Source organism: Paenibacillus sp. FSL L8-0340, assembly GCF_038593145.1.
In the GTDB taxonomy this organism is placed as follows: domain Bacteria; phylum Bacillota; class Bacilli; order Paenibacillales; family Paenibacillaceae; genus Paenibacillus_AQ.
Genome location: NZ_CP151967.1, coordinates 4,788,366 through 4,809,153, shown reverse-complemented (window position 1 = coordinate 4,809,153; position 20,788 = coordinate 4,788,366). Strand labels below are relative to the sequence as shown.

Here is a 20,788-nt window from a genome sequence, read left to right as displayed (position 1 = left end):
AATTGTAATGAAGCTGCTTAAATCGGGGTCATTTACTCTGATTTAAGCAGCTTTTATGCGTTTTATAGACAATATTACTAATAAACCCAAATTTTATGATAAGGAGAGTTCGTTGATCGTTTCATCTAATTATGATAGCCTGATCACATGAGGTTAAGAGGGAACTAGATTTCATGTTAAGGAGAGGTCGATATTGGTGCAACTACAAGTTACGAACAGTCCATTTAACGAGAACCAGGTTGAGCTTCTGAACCGCCTTCTGCCGACGTTGACAGAGACGCAGCAGATCTGGCTCGGCGGATATTTGTCCGCGTTGTCTTTGCAGGGAAATGCGGCAGCGGTTTCCACTGGTACGCCGCTGCAAGCAGAGGGGATTGCGGCAGTCGTCTCCCCGGCGGCACAGCCGCAAATCTCCCGCGAAGTGACGGTGCTGTTCGGTTCTCAGACCGGCAACTGCCAGCGTCTGGCGTCCAGCCTGTCCCGCAAGCTGGAGGAGCAAGGCTTCCAGGTTACTGTGTCGGCAATGAACGGCTTCAAGCCGAATGGTCTGAAGAAGGTCGAGAATCTGCTGCTGCTGGTCAGCACGCACGGCGAAGGCGAACCGCCGGATAATGCCCGGGCCTTCCATGAATTTATCTATAGCAAGAGAGCGCCCCAACTGGATCATTTGCGTTATTCCGTACTGGCGCTCGGCGACACCTCCTATGAGTTCTTTTGCCAGACCGGCAAGGATTTCGATCAGCGTCTCGCAGAGCTGGGCGGACGGCGTCTGAGCCCGCGCGTCGACTGTGATCTCGATTACGATGAACCGGTAGCGGAATGGTTCCAGCAGGTTATCAGCTCACTTAGCGGTCCGCAGAATGCAATGGCAATTGCTGAGGAAGCGGTACAGGCAGCTGAACATGCGGAGTCGCCGGATTCAGTCTACTCACGCAACCATCCTTTCCATGCTGAAGTGCTGGAAAATCTTAATCTGAACGGACGCGGCTCTGACCGCGAGACCCGCCATCTGGAGCTGTCGCTTGCCGGCTCCAATCTGAGCTTCGAGCCGGGTGACTCGCTGGGAGTGTACCCGGAGAATCATCCTCAGCTGGTGGCGGATATTATTGCCGCTATGGGCTGGAATAGCGATGAATCTGTTCCCCTTAATAAGAAGGGGGAGGAAGGCACTCTGCGTGAAGCGCTGCTGCGTCATTATGAAATTACAGTCCTGACGAAGCCGCTGCTGGAACAGGCGGCACAATTGAGCGCATCGGCAGGGCTTCATGCGCTGCTTGCTCCGGATCATCAGCAGGAGCTGAAGTCATATATCCAGGGACGTGATCTGCTGGATCTGGTTCAGGATTTCGCACCATGGGAAGTGCCTGCGCGCAGCTTTGTAACCATTCTGCGCAAGCTGCCCGCAAGACTGTATTCGATCGCTAGCAGTTATAACGCGAACCCCGATGAGGTTCATTTCACGGTTCGCGCGGTGCGGTACGAGTCACATGGCCGTGACCGTTACGGCGTCTGCTCGGTCCATTGCGCTGAACGGGTACAGCCGGGCGATACCCTCCCGATCTATATTCAGAACAACCCGAATTTCAAACTTCCGGCCAATTCCGAGGTTCCCGTGATTATGATCGGGCCGGGTACGGGGGTAGCCCCGTTCCGATCCTTCCTGGAAGAGCGGGAAGAGCAGGGCGCAAGCGGCAGAACTTGGCTGTTCTACGGCGACCGGCATTTCGTGACCGATTTCCTCTATCAGACGGATTGGCAGAGAATGCTTAAGGACGGCGTGCTGAACAAGCTGGACGTTGCGTTCTCCCGGGATACGGAAGAGAAAGTATATGTACAGCACCGCATTTTGGAACAGAGCCGTGAGCTGTATGCCTGGCTGCAGGAAGGTGCGCATGTGTATGTATGCGGTGACGAGAAGCATATGGCCCATGATGTTCATTCCGCACTGGTCACTGTGATCCAGCGGGAGAGCGGCTTAAGCCCGGAAGAGGCAGCAGCTTACCTGGAGCACATGCAGCAGGAACAGCGTTATCAGCGCGATGTGTATTAAGGGAGGAGAGGTTCAGCTATGGCGAATAATGAATCAGCGGTGAAGCCGATCGGCGGCCCGCCTAGTGATGTTGAACATATAAAGATCGAGAGTAACTACCTGCGGGGCGCACTTGTGGAGACACTGCGCAACCCGGTAACCGGAGGACTGCCAGAGGATGACAACCGGCTGCTCAAATTTCACGGCAGCTACATGCAGGATGACCGGGATTTGCGCAGTGAGCGTGAGCGTTCCAAGCTGGAGCCGGCCTATCAGTTCATGCTGCGTGTGGTGGCTCCGGGCGGAGTCGCTACTGCAGCACAGTGGCTGGTCATGGATGAGCTTGCCCATAAATACGGCAACGGCACACTCCGTTTGACGACACGACAAGCGTTTCAAATGCACGGTGTACTGAAATGGAACCTGAAAAAGACGATCAAGACCATTAACGATACGCTGATGACCACACTCGCTGCCTGCGGAGATGTCAACCGCAACGTGATGAGCGCCCCGAATCCGTATCAGTCCGAAACACATGCTGAAGTGTATGAATGGGCCCGGAAGATCAGCGATCATCTATCCCCGCGTACTCCGGCATACCATGAAATCTGGCTGGACGGCGAGAAGGTTGTGGACAGCAAGGCAGGCGTAGAAGTGGAACCGATCTACGGACCGGTCTATCTGCCGCGCAAATTCAAAATCGGTCTGGCAGTGCCGCCCTCCAATGACGTCGATGTCTTCTCCCAGGATCTTGGCTTCATCGCGGTATTGGAGGAAGGCAAGCTTGTAGGATTTAATGTTTCGGTTGGCGGCGGGATGGGCATGACGCACGGCGATACGAACACCTATCCCCAGCTTGGGCGGGTGATCGGCTTCTGCCGGCCGGAGCAGATGATTGAAGTGGCGGAGAAGACCGTCACGATTCAGCGTGACTATGGCAACCGCTCCGTCCGCAAGAATGCCCGTTTCAAATATACCATCGACCGGCATGGTCTGGATTGGTTTACGGGCGAGCTGCATCACCGGCTGGGCTGGCAGCTGGAGGCTGCCCGTGCGTTCCATTTCGACCATAACGGCGACCGTTACGGCTGGGTGAAGGGCATCAACGGTAAATGGAATTTGACGTTGTATATCCAAAGCGGGCGGATTCAGGACCAGGAAGGGTATCCGCTGATGACCGGACTGCGGGAGATCGCTAAGATACACACCGGGGATTTCCGTCTGACGCCGAATCAGAATCTGATTATTGGCAATGTAAGCAGTGCAAAGAAACGTAAGGTGGACGAACTTGCCCGGCAATACGGTTTGACCGACGGAGCGCAGCACACCGCTCTGCGGCGCAGCGCTATGTCCTGTGTAGCTTTGCCAACCTGTGGTCTTGCCATGGCCGAAGCGGAACGTTATCTTCCCCTCCTGCTCGATAAGCTGGAGCTGATCATTGATGAAGCGGGCCTCCGCAACGAAGAGATTGTCATCCGCATGACCGGCTGCCCGAATGGCTGTGCCAGACCGGCACTGGGGGAAATCGCCTTTATCGGCAAAGCTCCGGGCAGATATAATATGTATCTGGGTGCAGGCTTTACCGGAGACAGGCTGAACAAACTGTACAAGGAAAATATCGACGAGAATGAAATTCTTGAAACGCTGGAGCCTATTCTTCATCGCTTTGCCAAAGAACGCGCGGCGGGCGAACACTTCGGAGATTTTGTCATCCGCAGCGGCTATGTGAAGGCCGTCACCTCGGGGCTTAATTTCCATGACTGATTAACAAAGGAACCTGTTCTCCAATGCAATACGGAGGATGGGTTCCTTTTGTTTTGTGGGGGAAATGAGGATTGTACTAGAGAATTTCTACCCGCGATTCGCGGTTAATCTCATAATCGAAGAATGAATTTGGATTTTCGGCGGTTTTCTTACATAATATAAAGAGTACCCATAACATATCCAAGAGCCATTATAGTGAGTAATGCGTTCTGTACAGAAGAGGCGAATGTGATGATCATCATGAAATCGATGGAAGAGATCGGAAAAATGCGTGCAGCAGGCAAGATTCTTGCTGAATGCCACCGGCAAATTGCCGGAATGCTGAAACCCGGAATTACGACCTGGGAAATTGACCAGTTTGCCGAGAAGTTCATTCTTTCCCAAGGGGCAACACCTGAGCAAAAAGGGTATCATGGATATCCTTACGCAACCTGCGCATCCGTGAACGATGTAATCTGCCATGGCTTTCCCAAACATGAGCCGCTTAAAGACGGTGACATTGTAACGATTGATATGGTCGTGAACCTTAACGGCTGGTTGGCCGACTCTGCCTGGTCCTACGGGATAGGCAACATCAGCGATCAGGCAGCGAAGCTGCTGGAAACGACCAAGGAGTCACTGTTCAAGGGCATAGAGCAGGCAGTTGCAGGCAACCGGATTGGCGATGTCGCCCATGCCATTCAGGTATATGCCGAGTCGAACGGTTTCTCAGTCGTCCGTGATTTTATCGGGCACGGCATCGGCTCTGAAATGCATGAAGCCCCGGAGGTGCCTCACTACGGACCTGCAGGCAAAGGGCCGCGTCTTAAGGAAGGCATGGTGTTCACCATTGAGCCGATGCTAAATACCGGAAGCTACCGCACAAAGGTAGATGCGGACGGGTGGACAGCCCGGACGATTGACGGCGGCTTGTCGGCGCAATATGAGCACACCCTGGCGATAACTCCGCAGGGAACAATTATTTTGACGGAGCTGTAATCTTAAGTATTTGAATCGTAGTTTGGTTGGAAATACTGCCGGTAAATCCGGTCAGCCGCTCATGTATGTCATGGCGCTGACCGGGTTTATTTTTTTTTGGTTATTTGTCTTAATGTGTCGGAATTCACGGTTTTATGGGGAGGGAATGAATATAATGGTAACTCAAGGCTAAAGGGGAATAGAGGATCAGAAATGGCAACAGACAAACATTGCAAGAATCAGCATGGCGCACCCAGCCCTGAGCAGTGTATGGAGCACTATGGCTGTATTTATGAGAATAACCATTTAATAACCTTAATGGTTGATCCGGATGACGGAAGCATCGTTGATGCGAACAGGGCAGCCTGCGAATTCTATGGCTACCGCCTCCGTGATTTCAGAAAACTTCATATCTCGGACTTGAATGCAGAGGGTGAGGCGGGGGATCGGGACTTTGTGGATAAGGCGATGCCCGGCGGAGAATATCTGGGAAACCAGGTATTTATGGATAGACATCAGTTAGCCGGAGGCCAGATCATAGTGGTGGAGATTCATACGGGGATCATGACGATGTTAGGAAAGACATGTGTCTACACCGTTATTCATGACATCAGCGAGCGGGTCCGCTCCGAACAAAGACTCCGGGAAAGCGAAGAACGTTACAGGGATCTGGTTGATCTCTGTCCTGAAGCCATTCTGGTTTACAGCGGGGGAACGATTCTGTTTGCAAATCAGCAGACCGAGAAGATGTTCGGCAGGAAAAAGAAGGAACTGATTGGTAGGGGCATCGATGATTTTTTTTACGAGGAGCCGCTTAGCAGCACGGAGTATAAAAAACTAAAAACCAAAGGTTCCATGAAGGACCGGTTTCGGATCGAGCAGCGTTTTATCCGGCATGACAAACATATTTTTGATCTGGAGATCTCGGGCGTACCGATTGTATATGAAGAAGAAGTAGCTCTGCAATTGGTATTAAGGGATATTACGGAGAACAAGAAGGAACTTGAACGGGCGGTCAAGCTTCAAGAGCACCGCCATGCTGTTGCTTTTCCTCTGGAGAATAGGGCAGTGCTGGACAAGATCTACGTTCCTGCTACAACACTCAGCGGCGACTTCTTCATCTTTCACAAAATTGATGATGAACAGGTCATCGGAATCATCGGTGACGTCACCGGCAAAGGCATTTCGGCCGCATTAAGCATCTCCGCGCTGCGTGTACTGTTCCTGGACAGTCTGCTCACTTCAATAGAGCCGGTTCAGGTTCTGAAGGATTTGAATCTGAAAGCGGGACAATATCTGGGAGAGGATTATATTGCCGGCTGCTGCTTTCATCTCGATTTCGCCGCCAGAGTGCTTAAGGCAGCAGGGGCCGGGATCAATGAATTCATCTATGTGCCGAAAGCGCAGCCCGGCCAGCAAATAACAGTCAAAGGAGCTCCGCTGGGCATGTTTAGCGACAGTGAATTTGAGCAGCAGGCTGTTGCATTTGGATCGGGTGACCGTTTCTGCTTCTATAGTGACGGTATGGAGCTTTTGTTTGAAGAAGCGGAGTTAGGCCGTGATTACGAATATTTGCACGATAAGGTTGCGGGCGTTTGTCTGCAGGACGACTGCACCTGGCTGAGCCTGAATATCCAGTGAGACAAGGGGTGAATTATGAACGCTGTACATAAGGAAGTGCTGCTTCACGGACTGGAGCATACACAGGGAATTATTGACGGAATTATCGAAGAGCTTGATTTGGAAGCCTATGCTTTTGATATCCGTCTGATTCTGGTTGAGGCTATTACGAATGCGTATTATCACGGAAATCTCAGCGATTGCACGAAGCCGATCTATATCCGGTATTTGCTTAGAGATGAGCTGCTTAAGCTTCAGGTCGAAGACTCCGGAGAAGGCGGCCGGGATCTCGTTATTCCGCAGGATATCAGTAGTGACGAGCTGCTGGATGACGGAGGAAGAGGGCTGTACTTAATCCGCTGCTTCTCGGATAGTGTGGAGATGATCCGAAATACGATGTACATCAGCAAGAATGTATGTCCTAATTGACAGGCTTTCTTCTGAGGACTGTTTTCTGAGAATAGAAAAGGGGAGAATTCGGTGAAGTTAAGTTTAAAGGTTAGAATCAGCATTCTTTTGTTCCTCATCATTAGCGTGCCGTTGTTTGTTTCCGGTATCATCTCTTACAAACTGGCGGCAAATGCTCTGCAAACGACAATTGAAGAGGAATTAAGAACAACAACAAGTTCAGCCGCCAAGTCTGTTGAGAGCGAGCTTGAAGCGGTAGGCAATTATCTCGAAATCGCCAGCCAAAACAGCACATTGGCCGATTTCGCTGCAAGTCCAGCCTCGGAGGGAGAAAGAAAGGCGTCTTTCAGTTATCTTTCCGGTATCCAGCAAGACAACGCCAAGCTGCTTGAATCGCTGATCGTTGCTGATGTGAACGGCAAGGCGCTGCTTACCAGCAGTTCAGAAGCTCCGGAGCTGGATGTGCAGGACCGGGAGTATTTTCAGCAGGCGCTTGAGGGGAAAGAGGCGATAAGCGGTGTCCTCACCTCCAGGGAAACCAATCAGCATATCGTCGCGATTGCCCATCCGCTGCGTCAGAATAATGTTATTAAGGGTGTATTGATCGGGACAATCGTCTTTGACAGCATTTCCGCGCCCGTAGCCGAAGTGAAAATTGGCGAGAGCGGATACGGGTATATGATCGACCGTACAGGCCTTGTGGTTTATCATCCTGATAAAAGCAAGATTCTCACAGAAAATCTGGACAGCAACAGCAATAAGGAATTAAATGCGCTTGTACAGATTATGAAAAGCGGCAAAGCCTCCCATGGCTTTTATACCTATGAAGGCGTCTATAAATATGTGTCCTTTCAGCCTGTAGGAAACTGGGTTGTGGCGACCACTGCGAATTACAGGGAATACATGGCGTCTGCAACAGAAATCCGAAATACGACACTGATCGTTGTTATTGCCTTCATTCTGGTAGCTCTTCTTGCAGGGTATTTCTTCACCACCCGGAATATCATCAGTCCTATCAAGAAGCTGGAGAAGGCCATGGCTCAGGCTGGTGACGGTGATTTAACAGTACATACGGCCATTACATCAGGGGATGAGCTGCAGTCGCTAAGCGATTCCTTTAATGCAATGATTGACAAGCAGGAAGCCATTATAGAGAAAGTAAGGGCGGGTTCGGAGGTTCTAACCTCCATGTCGGAAGAAATGGCGGCTTCTTCTGAGGAAATCAGCGCGTCGATTGAAGAAATCAGCTCCAGCACTCAGGAAATTGCCGCCGGTGCGGAGAATAACAACCATTCCGTAGTGAATGCCTCGCAGGTTCTGGTGCAGCTTTCCAGTCTGGTGCAGCTGGCTCAGAGCAAGGCGGCAGCGACCTCCCTGAATGCGGACAGCACCAACCGGGCTGCACAGGATGGCAGAATCAAGGTCATTAATACGGTTGAGGCGATGGATACGATCAACAGCAGTACCAAGGAGACAGAAGAGCAGCTGCAGACTGTGAGCGAGCTGTCCGGCAAAGTTTCCACTATTATCGGAACCATTAATGCCATCGCCAAGCAGACCAATTTATTGGCGCTGAATGCCGCCATCGAAGCTGCAAAAGCGGGAGAACACGGGCGCGGCTTCAACGTGGTGGCCGGAGAGGTGCGGAAGCTGTCGGATGAAACGCACAGGCAGGCAAACGAAATCTCATCGCTGGTACATGATATGGTCTCCCGGATTGCGCAAGCTGTGAACTCGATGCGGGGCGCCTCGGAAGCCGTGGAGGGCGGAGTGAGAATCGTTAATGAAACGGATCATGCATTTATCCATATCATTGAATCGGTGGAGATGATTAACGATAGTGTGCGGGAAATCCTGGAGATTACCAAAGACGAGGTTGCCACCTCCGATCAGATCATCAAGCTCATTGACTCAATGGGCACGATCTCTGAATTGGCGGCAATGAACAGCGAAAGTGTATCCAGTGCAACCGAGGAACAAGCGGCGACAGTCAACAATTTCGTCTCTTCCGCCCAGGAGGTCAGCGCCATGGCCAATGAGCTGGAATTCCTCGTTGAGAAATTTATAATTAGGGGGAAATGACATGAGCGAGATTATTATTGTAATGCCGGAGATGTTTTCCGTAGAAGAAGCAAGCAAGTTTAGAGAAGATATCCGCAGTTATATCAGCACTGGGTATTCAAGCTTTCTGCTTGACTTCGGCGGCTGCCGGTTCATCGACAGCACCGGGCTTGGGGTGATTGTCAGCTCTTATAAGAAATGCGTGGAGAATGGCGGCACGATCAGACTGCAATCCTTGAATTCAAATGTGTTGAAGATCTTTGAACTAACAAGACTTACCAATGTGTTTGAGATATTATAAGTAAAAATACAACCAAGGCCTCCCACCGCTTTCTGCGGGGGAGGCCTTGGTTGTATTCGCGAATTAATCAGTTATATTCCGGGTGTAATATTCAATGATATCCTTGCGGCGGATAATACCGAGGAAGACTCCGGCGCCATCGACGACAGGCACAAAGTTCTGGTCTGCGGCGAGTGTAAGCATATCCTCCATCTGGGCGTGAATTTCCACGCTTTCATTATGCACATGTCTCTGGATCTCGCTTACGGTAACCTCGCGCATATTCTCAAAGCCGAGGTCCGCTGTGTTCTTCAGCTTCCATAGCAAGTCGCCCTCTGATAAGGTTCCAACATATTTGCCTTCATCGTCAATGATGGGTATCGCAGAATAATAATGCTGTTCCAGCTGCTCCATAGCTTCCAGCATGGATATGGAGGAAGCAATAAATGCGACCTGATCTTTGGGCAGCAAAAAAGAGGATATTTCCATAGGTTCGACTCCTTTACAGTGGAATAAATGCGTAGCGGTAGTTTAATTAAACCATAGTTTAGTATGTAAACGCATTAATAAAAAGATTTTTAACTTCTCTCGAACCTGTAACAACCGTCTCAGCTTGTTTTTTATTTCAAGAAATGAGATTTCTTGCCCACAAAAAAAGAATAGAGAACCCTGCGGAAAACGAACGGGATTCTATATTCTCTGTTTTATATATCAAGATGCATTATTCTTACTTACCTGCTTCGCCATTCTCGTGGCTGATCTGCCATTCAATGCCGAATTTATCTTTCAGGCTCCCATACATTTTGCTCCAGAAGGTCTCCTGCAGCTCCATGACTACTGTTCCGCCTTCTTTCAACTGATGGAACCAGGATTTGAGCTGCTCTTCATCGCGGGATACGAGAGCGAGGCTGATATTGTTCCCCACCGTAAAAGGCATGCCCGGAAACACATCAGAGAACATTACATTGCTGCCGTCAATGTTTAATCTGGAGTGCATGACCAAGGATTTGGCTTCTTCAGGAAGCTGATACTCGGGGTTTGGCGGCGAATCTCCAAAGGTCATGATCTGTGGAGCCTCTGTACCAAACACCGCAGCATAATATTCTACAGCTTCACGGCAGTTCCCATTGAAATTCAAATACACATCAACAGACACATGCTTCACTCCTCAAATGTTAAATTAAGCCAAGCGCATACTTCCATATTGTATCATGGCCTTGTCCATAGAAAAATATTCTTTCGGGTCTCTATTACAAGCTGCAATGAACAAATACAATGAAAACCTTAAAATTTATGTCAATTCAGGTAATATTGCGCATGGAGAGTTGACCATCAGAATGAAATGTTCCCGCTGTCCGGCTGCGCTGCTCCGTTCAGGATTCCGTCAACCCATAAATAACAGCGTTTCAATTGTTCCTCTGAAATAAGGTCGGAGCGGTGCTCGAACATGATTTTTACGTCACTGTTCTCCTCACGGATAATCCGCAAATAATCCTCGATTGGTGCCCAGCCGTCTTGCGGGCTTAATTCCGGAAGAACCGGATAGTGGCTGTTGTGCACGCTGTCATTCACCTGAACATTGGAGAGGTGGATCAGACCTGCATAGCGGGTAAACTTTCTCAGGATGGCTCTGGCGTCAAAATACGGGTCGAGCTGGTCCTGCAGAAATAACCTCGCAGTATCCAGGCAGAGCTTAATCCGGGGGTACCGGATCAATAATTGCTCGAAAAAATCGTGGTCGTAAATATATCTGTTTAATGTATCAAATTCCAATACGGGGACAAATTGATACTGAAGGCTCTGTGCATTCAGCCATTCAAAGAGTTGCTCGCTGCGCATTATCAGCTCTTCCAGCGTGATTTCAGATTCATAGATAAACTCCCGGGAATCTCCAAACCGCCATCCTGTCCAATTCACACGTTCATCCAGAATCACAGGTTTCGGATAATGAAATAGAATATATTCCGGCTGAAGGGCTGTCAGAACATCCAGCTCTTCCCGGACATGCTGATAGGCATCCTCACGCACCTGCCCGTCTGTGGAGAGGAATAGGGGATCGCGTAGCCTGGTGGTGTCAGCCCGGAACGGAAAATGTACGCCAACCTGAAATCCTTTGCTGCGGGATTCTTCGATTAAATGCTGCATATCTTCTGCGGTGGTGAATGAACAAGCCTCTATTCCATAGAATCCGTTTCTAAAGTCTTTATGGTATTTCTCGTAATCAAACCCTCCATATTGTCCAATCATAAACTGCTGCAGTGTAACCGCCTCGCTTTAAAGTCACTTTTTGGTATTAACTTCGCTGGACAACTTCCAATTTCCTGCCTGGGCCGTAGTATTTCGGATAGACAATTAACCGGCCCGTTCAATATACTAGGGGAGAGAAAGGGTTTCAAAAGGTTTTAGCAAAGGAGAATAGAAGTGACTAACAAGCGGATTGCCGGCCTTCGGCTCTTGAACCAGCACATCAGCAGTCCCGCGTTCCACCAGCCGGAACAGGTCGTAAGGGCACTAGGTGCGCTGCAGGCACAGGACTATATGCAGGCGGTCTGGGCTATCGGCTTGCGCACAGCATCGGCGGGATTGGCCGATGTGGAGCGGGCCGTCACGGAACGGGAAATTCTTCTGACCTGGTCACTTCGCGGGACCATTCATTGTGTACCACCTCAAGATGTGAAGTGGATGCTTCAGCTATGCGCTCCACGGCTGCTGCGGGCGGCAAAACGCAGGCTGGAACAATTGGAGCTGGACGATAAGACTTTGGAGCGCTCCAGAAGGATCATCTATCATGCCTTAAAAGGAGGGCGGTGTGTTACGCGCCCTGATCTGCTTCGGCTGCTGGAGGATGAGGGGATCAGCACTGCCAGCCAACGGGGCTACCATATCCTGTGGCACTGCGCGTATAACGCATTAATTTGTTTTGGGCCTCTGCACGGCAAGCAGCAAACCTTTGTCCTGCTGGATGAATGGGTGACCGGGTCCAGGGAGCTGTCCTTCGATGAGTCACTCGCTGAGCTTGCCCTGCGGTATTTTACGACCCACGGGCCTGCAACCGTACATGATTTTGCCTGGTGGACAGGCATGACGCTTACGGATGCCAGAGCAGGACTGGACGCGGTGAGCAACGAGCTTATAAGCGAAGTTATAGAATCCGGTGAGTACTGGATGCCGAATACACCGGTTGAAGGAACAGAGACCGGTAAATCTTCCGGTGTCTATCTGCTTCCGGGCTTCGATGAGTATATTCTGGGCTACAAGGACCGCAGTGCGGTCCTTGAGCCGGAGACCGCTCCGCTAATTGTTCCCGGCAACAACGGTGTATTTATGCCGACGATTGTATGGGATGGACAGGTCATCGGGATATGGAAACGTACCCTCAAGAAAAAAGGTGCCGAGCTGATAGTATACCCCTTTAGATCCTTGGACGGCGTCCTTAAAGAACAGTTGGAACAGGCTGCCGGACGTTATGCCGCTTTTCTGGGACTCCCGCTCACCAAGCTTGATATGAAAGAAATATAAGCCGAAAACCGCTGGAGTATGCCGCCGAAGGCGGATGTCTCCCTTTGCTGATCCGGGGCGTCGGTCCGATCGGAACGATTTCCGTCTCCGGCCTGTCTGGCGGAGAAGACCACGGGATGATTGACAGTGTACTGGAGCAATTTCTGAAATCCAATCAGTCATAACTAAACTACAGGAGCAGCTAATATGCCAAAATACGTCGAAATCGGTTATCCAATTTATGAAGGAATGCCTGTTTTTCCAGGATTGCCAGAAGTGAAATTAGAGCCTAGAGAGCGCTTAGACAAAGGGGATGACTGGAACGGAAGTGTGTTAAGTATTTATCTTCATGCCGGTACCCATGTCGATGCCCCGTGGCATCACATGAATAACGGTAAGGGAATAGATGCTATTCCGATAGAAGACTTCATCTACCGGAAGCCGCTACTAATTGATTGCCCGCTTGGCCCGAACGGCTTTATCACCGTCGAAAAACTAAAGGAATATGAAGAATTGAATGAAGCGGATCTTCTGATTTTCAACACGAGTCACTGGAAATACCGGGATACTGATTTCGGGAAATACGCCAATAATTTCCCCGCCGTCTCTACTGAAGCCGCTGAATACATCCGGACGAAGCTGCCAAACTGCAAAGCGGTGGCTATTGATACCTTGAGCATTGAAAATATGAGTGAAGCCAAAAGAAACGGTTATTTTGTCCACCATGCCTTCTTAGATCATGAAAAGTATAAAGAGAAGACTATGCTCATTTATGAAGACATTAATCCAGCGCCGTTGGTTGGCAAAAAGCTAATTTCTGCCTTCACAGCTCCACTTCGCATTAAAAACCACGATGCATCTATCGTTAACATTATCGTTGAAATTGAAGAATAAGTCCTACAACAAACCGCCCGTGGACAATCCACGGGCGGTTTGTTGTTTAACTCTCAGTACTCATTGAACATTGTGGCAATTTCATCGTACTGTACAGTTTGCGTCAGTGCCAGCGACAGCAGAATTCTCGCTTTCTGCGGCACTAGGCTGTTGCAGGGAATCGAATTGGCGGAAAGGTCAATGTAAGAGTCCTTCAGCGTAATTCCACTGGAGATCCGCGAGCAGCGGACGACTGGAATGTTGTTGTTCTTAAGTTTCCCGACTTTATCAATCCACGGTTTGCTGTATATTCCTCCGCCCGCTCCCGCAATTACAATTCCTTTGGAGATCGTAGCCAGGTAATCGAGTATGCCCGGATCGGCATCGACGTGGAAATAAGCGACTGACACTTCAGGCAATCCACTCAGAGCCGATACGTCGAACTGTGCTGCAGTGGTATGTCTTTTAAGGGATCTTGTATAGAAGAAAGCCTGACTGTCGCGCATGTAGCCCAGGCAGCCGAAATCCCGCTCGTCAAAGGCGTTGGCTTTAAAGGTATTCACCTTCTGCACATCTCTGCCGCTGTAGATCCCCTCTGCAAAAACAACCATAACCCCTTGACCGGAAGCGTCCGGATTCGCTGCCAACGCCACCGACTGGAACAGGTTCAGAGGGCCATCTGCGCTGATCGCAGTTGCAGGCCGCATTGATCCGGTAATAATCACCGGCTTGTCGGTTTTGATGACCAGGTTCAGGAAATAAGAGGTTTCATCAAGGGTATCGGTTCCGTGGGTAATGACGAATCCGTGAATATCCTCGCGGAGGGCAAGGGTGTTGATCAATGTAGCCAACGTCAGCCAATGGTCGCTGGTAATGTCGGCACTGCAAAGGTTGCTGACCTGTACTCCGGCGCAATTTGCGATCCGCTCCAGATGGGGGACACTGTCCAGCAGGTCTTGTATCGGCAGGGCGCCGGGTTCGTAATTCAATGTTTTGTGGGCTTCCCCACTTCCGGCAATGGTGCCGCCGGTAGCCAGAATGACCACATTTTTAAGCACGGGATTATAGTAAGGGGAAGTGTCAAAATTCACTTCAGGGATTGGAATAATCATCTCTTCGTTTCCTTTCAGGTCAATCTATTATGTGAGAAAGCTAATGTTATGCCATTAACAAGTCAATAGAATTGTATCAAACCTTTCCTATAATAAATAGCCATGTGCAGTATTTTATGATGAAAATAATGTGCTGGACCGTGATGTGAGGATATTCAAGAAACAAAGGAGAATTTTCTATTCCGGGAGGATACCACCAATGATAACATCATGTTGTAAACAACAGCACCAGCCAAATACAGGGAGGGGTTTTTTAGAATGAAAAAGTCTTTGAGAGCGATACCACTATTGCTTGTAGCCATGATGCTTGCAGTGCTGGTATCCGCTTGCGGTAACGGTGCAGGCGGTAAGGTGGATGTAGGCATCGTGCTGCCGACTAAAGATGAGCCAAGATGGGTGCAGGATGAGCAAAGATTTAAGGATGCATTAAAAGACACAAAATATACTTCAGAGATTTTGTTCAGCCAAGGTTCTTCTGCTAAAGAAAAAGAAAACGTAGAAGCCTTGATTGCAAAAGACATTAAAGTCCTGATCATTTGTCCGCAAGACGGTGATGCCGCCGCTGCAGCAGCTGAGGCCGCTCAAAAAGCAGGCATCAAGGTTATTGCCTATGACCGCCTGATTAACAACACGGATGCCGTTAACTACTATGTAACTTTTGACAGTATCGCAGTAGGTAAAGCACAAGCCCAATACCTGGTGGATCATGCCAAAGGCAAAGGCCAGCCATTGTATTTGTACGCGGGTGCAGCTTCGGATAACAACGCATTTTTGTTCTTTGAAGGCGCTTGGTCTGTGCTTCAGCCGAAGATTGCTGACGGCACATTCACCATCGCCAACTCCAGTGAAGCTGTTGCTCTGAAGGATAAAGCAGAGCTGACCCGTGAGGAACGCAGCAAAATCATCAGCCAGGTGACAACAAACTGGGATGCCAACGAAGCCAAGAACAAAGCGCAAACTCACTTGACCGCTGCAAGCGCTGATCAAAAGGGTGATGTGGCCATCCTTGCTCCAAATGACGGCACAGCCCGTTCCATTGCTGACGTATTCGCTTCGGATTCCGCAGTGACCAGCTTCATCATTTCCGGCCAGGATGCTGAGAAGGCTTCTATCCAATACGTCATTGACGGCAAACAATCAATGACTGTGTTCAAGGATGTGCGCAACCTCGTTAAAGATGCAATCAACATGGGGGTTTCCATTCTCGACGGCAAAACGCCTGAAACAACCGGCTCCTACGATAACGGCAAGATTGAAGTACAAGCGAAGCAAACCGATGTTCAAGTCGTTGACAAGGACAATGTCAAAGCAGCACTCATTGATTCAAAATATTACGAAGCAAGCGAGTTCACGGGACTGTAAACGCACCTGAATATAGTTTAGATGGAATAGTGATAGATACATCTATCACTATTCCTCTATTCTAAGACTTGTTTTGTGAAGGAGCACAAGCTAATTATGAATCCATATATTTTAGAAATGAATAATATTTCCAAGGAATTCACCGGTGTAAAGGCACTCTCGAATGTCAATTTCAAAGTTAGCAAAGGCGAGATTCACTGTCTGGTCGGCGAGAACGGTGCCGGCAAGTCCACACTCATGAAGGTGCTTAGCGGGGTGTATCCGCATGGAACATATTCAGGGGATATTGTCTATGAAGGCAACGTGCAGAGCTTTGGCAGAATTAGCGACAGCGTCAGAACCGGGATCGCAATTATTTATCAGGAGTTAGCCCTGTTTCCGGATCTGACCGTATATGAGAATATTTTTGCCGGGAACGAAGTGAAGAAAGGCGCAATCGTTGATTGGAATCAGACGATTGTCAAAGCGAAGGAAATGCTGAAGAAAGTGAATCTTAACGTCAATCCTGAAGTACTGATTAAGGATTTGGGTGTCGGCAAGCAGCAGCTGGTCGAAATCGCCAAGGCGCTCAGTAAGGATGTGAAGCTGCTTATTCTCGATGAACCAACAGCCGCACTTAATGAAGATGACAGTGAGAACTTGCTGGAACTGCTGAGAGAACTGAAGAAACAAGGAATTACCAGCATCATGATCTCCCATAAATTGAAGGAAGTTATTGCTATAGCCGATCATGTCACCGTGCTACGCGATGGACGGACGATATGCACGCTTGATGCTGCCAAGAATGAAATATCGGAAAGTGTAATTATCAAGAACATGGTCGGCCGTGACATCGATGATATCTATCCTAAACGGAATACTGAGCATTTCGGAAATGATGTGCTGGAGGTCAAGAACTGGACGGCATTTGACCCCAAGCTGGGCCGGGATGTGGTCAAGGATGTGAACATCCACGTGAAAAAGGGCGAGATCGTCGGTATCGCCGGGCTGATGGGCTCAGGCCGGACGGAATTGGCACAAAGCATCTTCGGCAATCCGAAATCCTATAAAATACATGGCGACTTATATATGAACGGCGCCAAAAAAATATTTAAGAACACCAAAGACGCAATCAATGCGGGAATCGCCTATGTGACGGAAGACCGGAAAGGCGACGGCTTATTTTTGATTCAGGATATCAAGCAAAATATTTCAGTCTCCAATCTTGAGGCCATTTCTTCGCAGGGGATGATCAATACCAATGAAGAGGTGAAGATTTCGAACGAATATAAAAAATCAATGAATATCAAAGCCCCGTCTGTTGAACAACTGGTCGGTAATTTAAGCGGCGGCAATCAGCAGAAAGTTTCCCTTGGCAAATGGCTGTTTGTAGGACCGACCCTGCTCATTCTGGACGAACCTACACGCGGTATTGACGTCGGAGCGAAATTCGAAATTTATACGATTATGAACAAGCTGATCAGCGAGGGTATGAGCATCATCATGATTTCCTCGGAGCTGCCTGAAGTGCTTGGAATGAGTGACCGCGTGTATGTCATGGCCGAGGGCAAAATCAAAGGCGAGCTGTCCGCCAAGGACGCAGATCAAGAAAAAATAATGAAACTTGCTACGCAATAGGAGGAAGACCCGTGAAATTATTTAACGAAGCGAAATCATTGATCAAGGTTAATATCCGGGATTATGGGATGTACATTGCTTTATTCGTCATTATGCTGACTTTTTCGATCATGACGGATGGACTGTTTATGTCTTCTCGGAATATAAGCAACCTGATTGATGCCACTGGCTACATTGCTGTTCTGGCTGTCGGAATGACACTGGTCATTGTGATCCGGCATATCGATTTATCCGTCGGTTTTGCAGCCGGGTTCCTGGGGGCAATTGCCGCCATCTTCTTAACGCAGGCAGGAGTTCCGGTCTATTTCACCATTCCGCTTATTTTGATCATGGGGATTATTGTTGGTCTCTTTAACGGTTTCCTGGTTGCACAGATGGGCATTCCTTCTTTTGTGGCTTCTCTGGCAGCGATGCTGATCTTCAGAGGTGCGCTGCTCCGCGTAACGGAGAAGACAGGAACCATTATCGTGAAGGATGAACATTTCAATGCAATTGGCAATGGCTTTATCCCGGCTATCGCCAAGGTTGGCAATTTGAATCTGCTGTCGCTGATTATCGGCGCACTCATTATCGTCCTGTTCATTTACTTTGAATTCTCCAAACGGAACAATAAGCTCAAATACAACTTCGAAGTATTGTCAAACGGCATGTTTACCGTCAAGCTGGTCTTCGTGTCCGCGATCATTGCTTACATCACTTGGATTCTCGCAGGTTACAACGGCTTCTCGTGGACAGTAGTCATCGTAATGATCGTCGTTGTCATCTATCACATTCTGACGACCTCCACTGTAATCGGGCGTCATATCTACGCAGTCGGAAGCAACCCGGAAGCCGCAAATCTAAGCGGGATCAGCGTTAAGAAAATTACGTACATTGTATTCTGCTCCATGGGACTCTTGTCTGCACTGTCGGGGATTCTGTTCACTTCCCGCCTGCAGTCGGCGACTACCACAGCAGGAACGCTGTTTGAACTGGATGCTATTGCGGCTGCTTATGTTGGCGGTGTATCCGCTGCCGGCGGGGTAGGTAAGGTTACCGGTTCCATTATCGGTGCGGTCGTTATGGCTTCACTTTCCAGCGGCATGAACCTGCTAGGCGTTGGTATTTCCTATCAGTACATGATCCGTGGCGGCGTGCTGGCCGCAGCTGTAATCTTTGATGTAATGACACGCAAGCAAAGAGCATAGTTCAAGACAGAACTCACTGGTTAAAAAAGCGGCGGAGTGCTAAGAGGCACTCCGCTGCTTTTTGTGCTAATAAATGATTACTCCAAGCTTCCCATAATATAGTATAATGTCTGATAAATCTGTGATCGCTCACTGAAGAAAGGCATGAGAGATTCGCACCATTATAGGTAGATATAGAGGAGGTCAAGCATACGAACCCTTATTTTACATTGCAGCAGGTGGCGGAAGGTGTCTGGGCCGCTATTGTTATTCCCGGAAGTGGAGCTTTGGGGAACGCGTCGATCATAGATCTGGGCGATGTAACAGTAGTTGTAGACACCTTCAGTCTTCCGCAGGCAGCCGAGTTCCTGCGTTCTGCGGCAGAGCTGCTTACGGGTAAGCCAGTGAAATACATAGTCAATACGCATTATCATGGAGATCATCATTATGGCAATCAGGTATTTGCCGGCAGCATCATTATCTCCACAGCACTCACCCGGGAGGCGCTGATTCAAGGCGGGGCTCCAGAACTGAATATTTGGCAGAGCGGTCTGCAAAATCAAATTGAAATGCTGGAACAAGGGAAAAAGGCTGCGGCAGATCCCCGGCTCCGCGGCGCACTCGGTTATGAAATTGCCGACAAGACTGCGCTGCTGGCGGCAACGCCTATGATCCATAGAGTGACAGCATCCGTTACTTTCTCGCAGCAACTGATCATTCACGGCTCGGCCCGTTCGAGTACTCTGCTCACCTATGGCGGCGGGCATACGGAAAGCGATGCGATGGTGTATATCGAAGACGCCAAGGTGCTGATTGCCGGTGATCTTATCTTAAGCCACTCCCACCCGGCGATGTTGAGCGGCTTTCCGGTTGCCTGGATTGAGATCCTGGAACGGATTGATCGCGAGATTGATGTCAATCTGGTTATTCCCGGGCATGGCGGGGTCACCGGCAGGGAAAGCCTTGCAGAGATGATAAGTTACCTTACTGATATCCAGGCTTACGCGGAAAACGCTGCCCAGAGTGGAGAATCCGCAGATCGCTGGCTGGAGAAGGGGATACCGGCACCTTATGATCATTGGATGATGTCACATGTATATGAATGGAATTTCCGCTGGCTTTTCAATCGACTACTTACAGAAGGGAGAGGATAACATGTTACAACTTGAAAACAAGGATTATTTCAAGGGTTTGCCGCTGCTCGATCATGTGAATATTAACACAATGTTTGCACGGGCAGTGCTTGAGCAGCTTGTTCCCGGCAGCGTTTATGTAGATGCTGTGCACAATCCCCGTGCCTTCTATGTGGTGCATTCCTATGGTATGTCTTTATTGTTTGGAGAGGCCGGCAACGAGGCGTTTACACGGGGACTTCATGATTATATGACTAATCTAGCAGGAATGAGACAGAGTGCGGAGTGGCTGCAAAGTGATCCGGCAGGAGAGTGGACTCCTATCCTTGATTCTATTTTATCTATTCATAACAGCTCTCTGATAAATAGCGGTATGTCATCCCTGGAGAATAATTCCAGGGCCATTGAGCGGAATACAAGAGTGAACTTCTGCTTCAACCGAGAAGCCTACTTGGATGCTAAGGCGCTGCTTCCGCGACCTGACGGCATTATCATGCGTACGACCAGAGAACAGTTCCTGGCTCAGAGCGGAGCGGTCGTTCCCCGTTTTTTTTGGCGGGATGAGGAGCATTTTGCTGCCCAAGGGATGGGCTACACTTTAGTTTCAGGCGGAGAAGCTGCCGCTACCTCTTTTGCGTCTTGCCGCACTGCGGGCCAGCTGGAGATCGGAATCGAAACGGCGGAGAATCACCGCGGAAAAGGCTGCGCACTTGCTGTATGCTCAGCACTGATCGATTATTGTCTGGAGCATAATCTGGAGCCGGTATGGGCTTGTCGTTTGGAAAATCAAGGTTCATATTATTTGGCGCAAAAGCTGGGCTTTAGGCCGACAGTTACTCTGCCATATTACCGGCTGGCTGTGTAATCCTGTAAGGGCAGGCGTATTAGACAAGCATTTCCTAAAGAGA

19 protein-coding genes are annotated in these 20,788 nt (G+C 49.3%); 15 read left to right on the top strand and 4 right to left on the bottom strand.

What is annotated here, in order from left to right:
- The first annotated feature begins 196 nt into the window (after positions 1-196).
- From NST07_RS21935 to NST07_RS21905, 7 genes are all read left to right on the top strand, one after another.
- Complete coding sequence (locus tag NST07_RS21935) at positions 197-2,050, top strand: assimilatory sulfite reductase (NADPH) flavoprotein subunit (RefSeq protein ID WP_341097720.1); 1,854 nt, start codon at positions 197-199, stop codon at positions 2,048-2,050.
- An 18-nt stretch (positions 2,051-2,068) separates the two neighbouring features.
- Positions 2,069-3,793, top strand: coding sequence for an assimilatory sulfite reductase (NADPH) hemoprotein subunit (gene cysI, locus NST07_RS21930; protein ID WP_341094326.1), 1,725 nt, complete (start codon positions 2,069-2,071; stop codon positions 3,791-3,793).
- A gap of 231 nt (positions 3,794-4,024) precedes the next feature.
- Positions 4,025-4,771, top strand: coding sequence for a type I methionyl aminopeptidase (map, locus tag NST07_RS21925; RefSeq protein ID WP_342481964.1), 747 nt, complete (start codon positions 4,025-4,027; stop codon positions 4,769-4,771).
- Between the two features lie 192 nt (positions 4,772-4,963).
- Positions 4,964-6,391, top strand: a complete 1,428-nt coding sequence (locus tag NST07_RS21920; protein WP_341379089.1) for a PAS domain S-box protein — start codon at positions 4,964-4,966, stop codon at positions 6,389-6,391.
- A gap of 15 nt (positions 6,392-6,406) precedes the next feature.
- Positions 6,407-6,799: an ATP-binding protein gene (locus NST07_RS21915; RefSeq protein WP_341379088.1), complete on the top strand. Its 393-nt coding sequence runs from the start codon at positions 6,407-6,409 to the stop codon at positions 6,797-6,799.
- 51 nt (positions 6,800-6,850) lie between these two features.
- Positions 6,851-8,860 (top strand): methyl-accepting chemotaxis protein, encoded by a 2,010-nt coding sequence (locus NST07_RS21910; RefSeq protein WP_342480172.1) that lies wholly within the window; start codon positions 6,851-6,853, stop codon positions 8,858-8,860.
- A 1-nt stretch (position 8,861) separates the two neighbouring features.
- Entirely contained in the window at positions 8,862-9,140 is a 279-nt protein-coding gene (locus tag NST07_RS21905; RefSeq protein WP_341094319.1) for an STAS domain-containing protein, read from the top strand.
- A gap of 63 nt (positions 9,141-9,203) precedes the next feature.
- On the opposite strand, the gene NST07_RS21900 is transcribed toward NST07_RS21905, so the two are convergent.
- From NST07_RS21900 to NST07_RS21890, 3 genes are all read right to left on the bottom strand, one after another.
- On the bottom strand, positions 9,204-9,608 hold the full coding sequence (locus NST07_RS21900; RefSeq protein ID WP_038594172.1) for a CBS domain-containing protein: 405 nt from the start codon (positions 9,606-9,608) through the stop codon (positions 9,204-9,206).
- A gap of 238 nt (positions 9,609-9,846) precedes the next feature.
- Positions 9,847-10,275, bottom strand: coding sequence for a VOC family protein (locus NST07_RS21895; RefSeq protein ID WP_342480171.1), 429 nt, complete (start codon positions 10,273-10,275; stop codon positions 9,847-9,849).
- Between the two features lie 176 nt (positions 10,276-10,451).
- A complete protein-coding gene (locus NST07_RS21890) occupies positions 10,452-11,366 on the bottom strand; it encodes a TIM barrel protein (protein ID WP_341094315.1) in 915 nt (304 codons plus the stop codon).
- 174 nt (positions 11,367-11,540) lie between these two features.
- Between NST07_RS21890 and NST07_RS21885 the strand changes: the two genes are divergently transcribed.
- Genes NST07_RS21885 through NST07_RS21875 form a run of 3 tightly spaced genes read left to right on the top strand, consistent with a single transcriptional unit; the run spans position 11,541 to position 13,511 of the window.
- Positions 11,541-12,638, top strand: coding sequence for a winged helix DNA-binding domain-containing protein (locus NST07_RS21885; RefSeq protein WP_341379086.1), 1,098 nt, complete (start codon positions 11,541-11,543; stop codon positions 12,636-12,638).
- Positions 12,635-12,802 (top strand): heme-binding protein, encoded by a 168-nt coding sequence (locus tag NST07_RS21880; protein ID WP_341097719.1) that lies wholly within the window; start codon positions 12,635-12,637, stop codon positions 12,800-12,802. The genes NST07_RS21885 and NST07_RS21880 overlap by 4 nt, the downstream gene beginning before the upstream one ends.
- A 22-nt stretch (positions 12,803-12,824) precedes the next feature.
- Positions 12,825-13,511, top strand: a complete 687-nt coding sequence (locus tag NST07_RS21875) for a cyclase family protein (RefSeq protein WP_341094311.1) — start codon at positions 12,825-12,827, stop codon at positions 13,509-13,511.
- 53 nt (positions 13,512-13,564) lie between these two features.
- Here NST07_RS21875 and NST07_RS21870 read toward each other — a convergent pair whose 3' ends face one another.
- The gene (locus NST07_RS21870) at positions 13,565-14,602 is read right to left on the bottom strand and encodes an asparaginase (protein ID WP_341094310.1); all 1,038 of its coding nucleotides are present in this window, start codon (positions 14,600-14,602) and stop codon (positions 13,565-13,567) included.
- A gap of 258 nt (positions 14,603-14,860) precedes the next feature.
- Between NST07_RS21870 and NST07_RS21865 the strand changes: the two genes are divergently transcribed.
- The 5 genes from NST07_RS21865 to NST07_RS21845 all read left to right on the top strand — a co-directional run bounded on the left by NST07_RS21865 (position 14,861) and on the right by NST07_RS21845 (position 20,745).
- A complete protein-coding gene (locus NST07_RS21865) occupies positions 14,861-15,964 on the top strand; it encodes a sugar-binding protein (RefSeq protein WP_341094308.1) in 1,104 nt (367 codons plus the stop codon).
- A gap of 96 nt (positions 15,965-16,060) precedes the next feature.
- A complete protein-coding gene (locus tag NST07_RS21860; protein WP_342480170.1) occupies positions 16,061-17,581 on the top strand; it encodes a sugar ABC transporter ATP-binding protein in 1,521 nt (506 codons plus the stop codon).
- An 11-nt stretch (positions 17,582-17,592) separates the two neighbouring features.
- Positions 17,593-18,768: a sugar ABC transporter permease gene (locus tag NST07_RS21855; protein WP_038594145.1), complete on the top strand. Its 1,176-nt coding sequence runs from the start codon at positions 17,593-17,595 to the stop codon at positions 18,766-18,768.
- A 218-nt stretch (positions 18,769-18,986) separates the two neighbouring features.
- The gene (locus NST07_RS21850) at positions 18,987-19,901 is read left to right on the top strand and encodes an MBL fold metallo-hydrolase (RefSeq protein ID WP_342481963.1); all 915 of its coding nucleotides are present in this window, start codon (positions 18,987-18,989) and stop codon (positions 19,899-19,901) included.
- Position 19,902: 1 nt separating this feature from the next.
- On the top strand, positions 19,903-20,745 hold the full coding sequence (locus tag NST07_RS21845) for a GNAT family N-acetyltransferase (RefSeq protein WP_341094305.1): 843 nt from the start codon (positions 19,903-19,905) through the stop codon (positions 20,743-20,745).
- Positions 20,746-20,788: the final 43 nt, after the last annotated feature.

What these genes read in the sequence shown, in the direction of transcription:
- cysI (WP_341094326.1), top strand. Translation starts at nt 2,069, where the DNA reads ATGGCGAATAATGAATCAGCGGTGAAGCCGATCGGCGGCCCGCCTAGT.
- map (WP_342481964.1), top strand. Translation starts at nt 4,025, where the DNA reads ATGATCATCATGAAATCGATGGAAGAGATCGGAAAAATGCGTGCAGCA.
- NST07_RS21920 (WP_341379089.1), top strand. Translation starts at nt 4,964, where the DNA reads ATGGCAACAGACAAACATTGCAAGAATCAGCATGGCGCACCCAGCCCT.
- NST07_RS21915 (WP_341379088.1), top strand. Translation starts at nt 6,407, where the DNA reads ATGAACGCTGTACATAAGGAAGTGCTGCTTCACGGACTGGAGCATACA.
- NST07_RS21905 (WP_341094319.1), top strand. Translation starts at nt 8,862, where the DNA reads ATGAGCGAGATTATTATTGTAATGCCGGAGATGTTTTCCGTAGAAGAA.
- NST07_RS21900 (WP_038594172.1), bottom strand. Translation starts at nt 9,608, where the DNA reads ATGGAAATATCCTCTTTTTTGCTGCCCAAAGATCAGGTCGCATTTATT.
- NST07_RS21890 (WP_341094315.1), bottom strand. Translation starts at nt 11,366, where the DNA reads ATGATTGGACAATATGGAGGGTTTGATTACGAGAAATACCATAAAGAC.
- NST07_RS21875 (WP_341094311.1), top strand. Translation starts at nt 12,825, where the DNA reads ATGCCAAAATACGTCGAAATCGGTTATCCAATTTATGAAGGAATGCCT.
- NST07_RS21870 (WP_341094310.1), bottom strand. Translation starts at nt 14,602, where the DNA reads ATGATTATTCCAATCCCTGAAGTGAATTTTGACACTTCCCCTTACTAT.
- NST07_RS21865 (WP_341094308.1), top strand. Translation starts at nt 14,861, where the DNA reads ATGAAAAAGTCTTTGAGAGCGATACCACTATTGCTTGTAGCCATGATG.
- NST07_RS21860 (WP_342480170.1), top strand. Translation starts at nt 16,061, where the DNA reads ATGAATCCATATATTTTAGAAATGAATAATATTTCCAAGGAATTCACC.
- NST07_RS21845 (WP_341094305.1), top strand. Translation starts at nt 19,903, where the DNA reads ATGTTACAACTTGAAAACAAGGATTATTTCAAGGGTTTGCCGCTGCTC.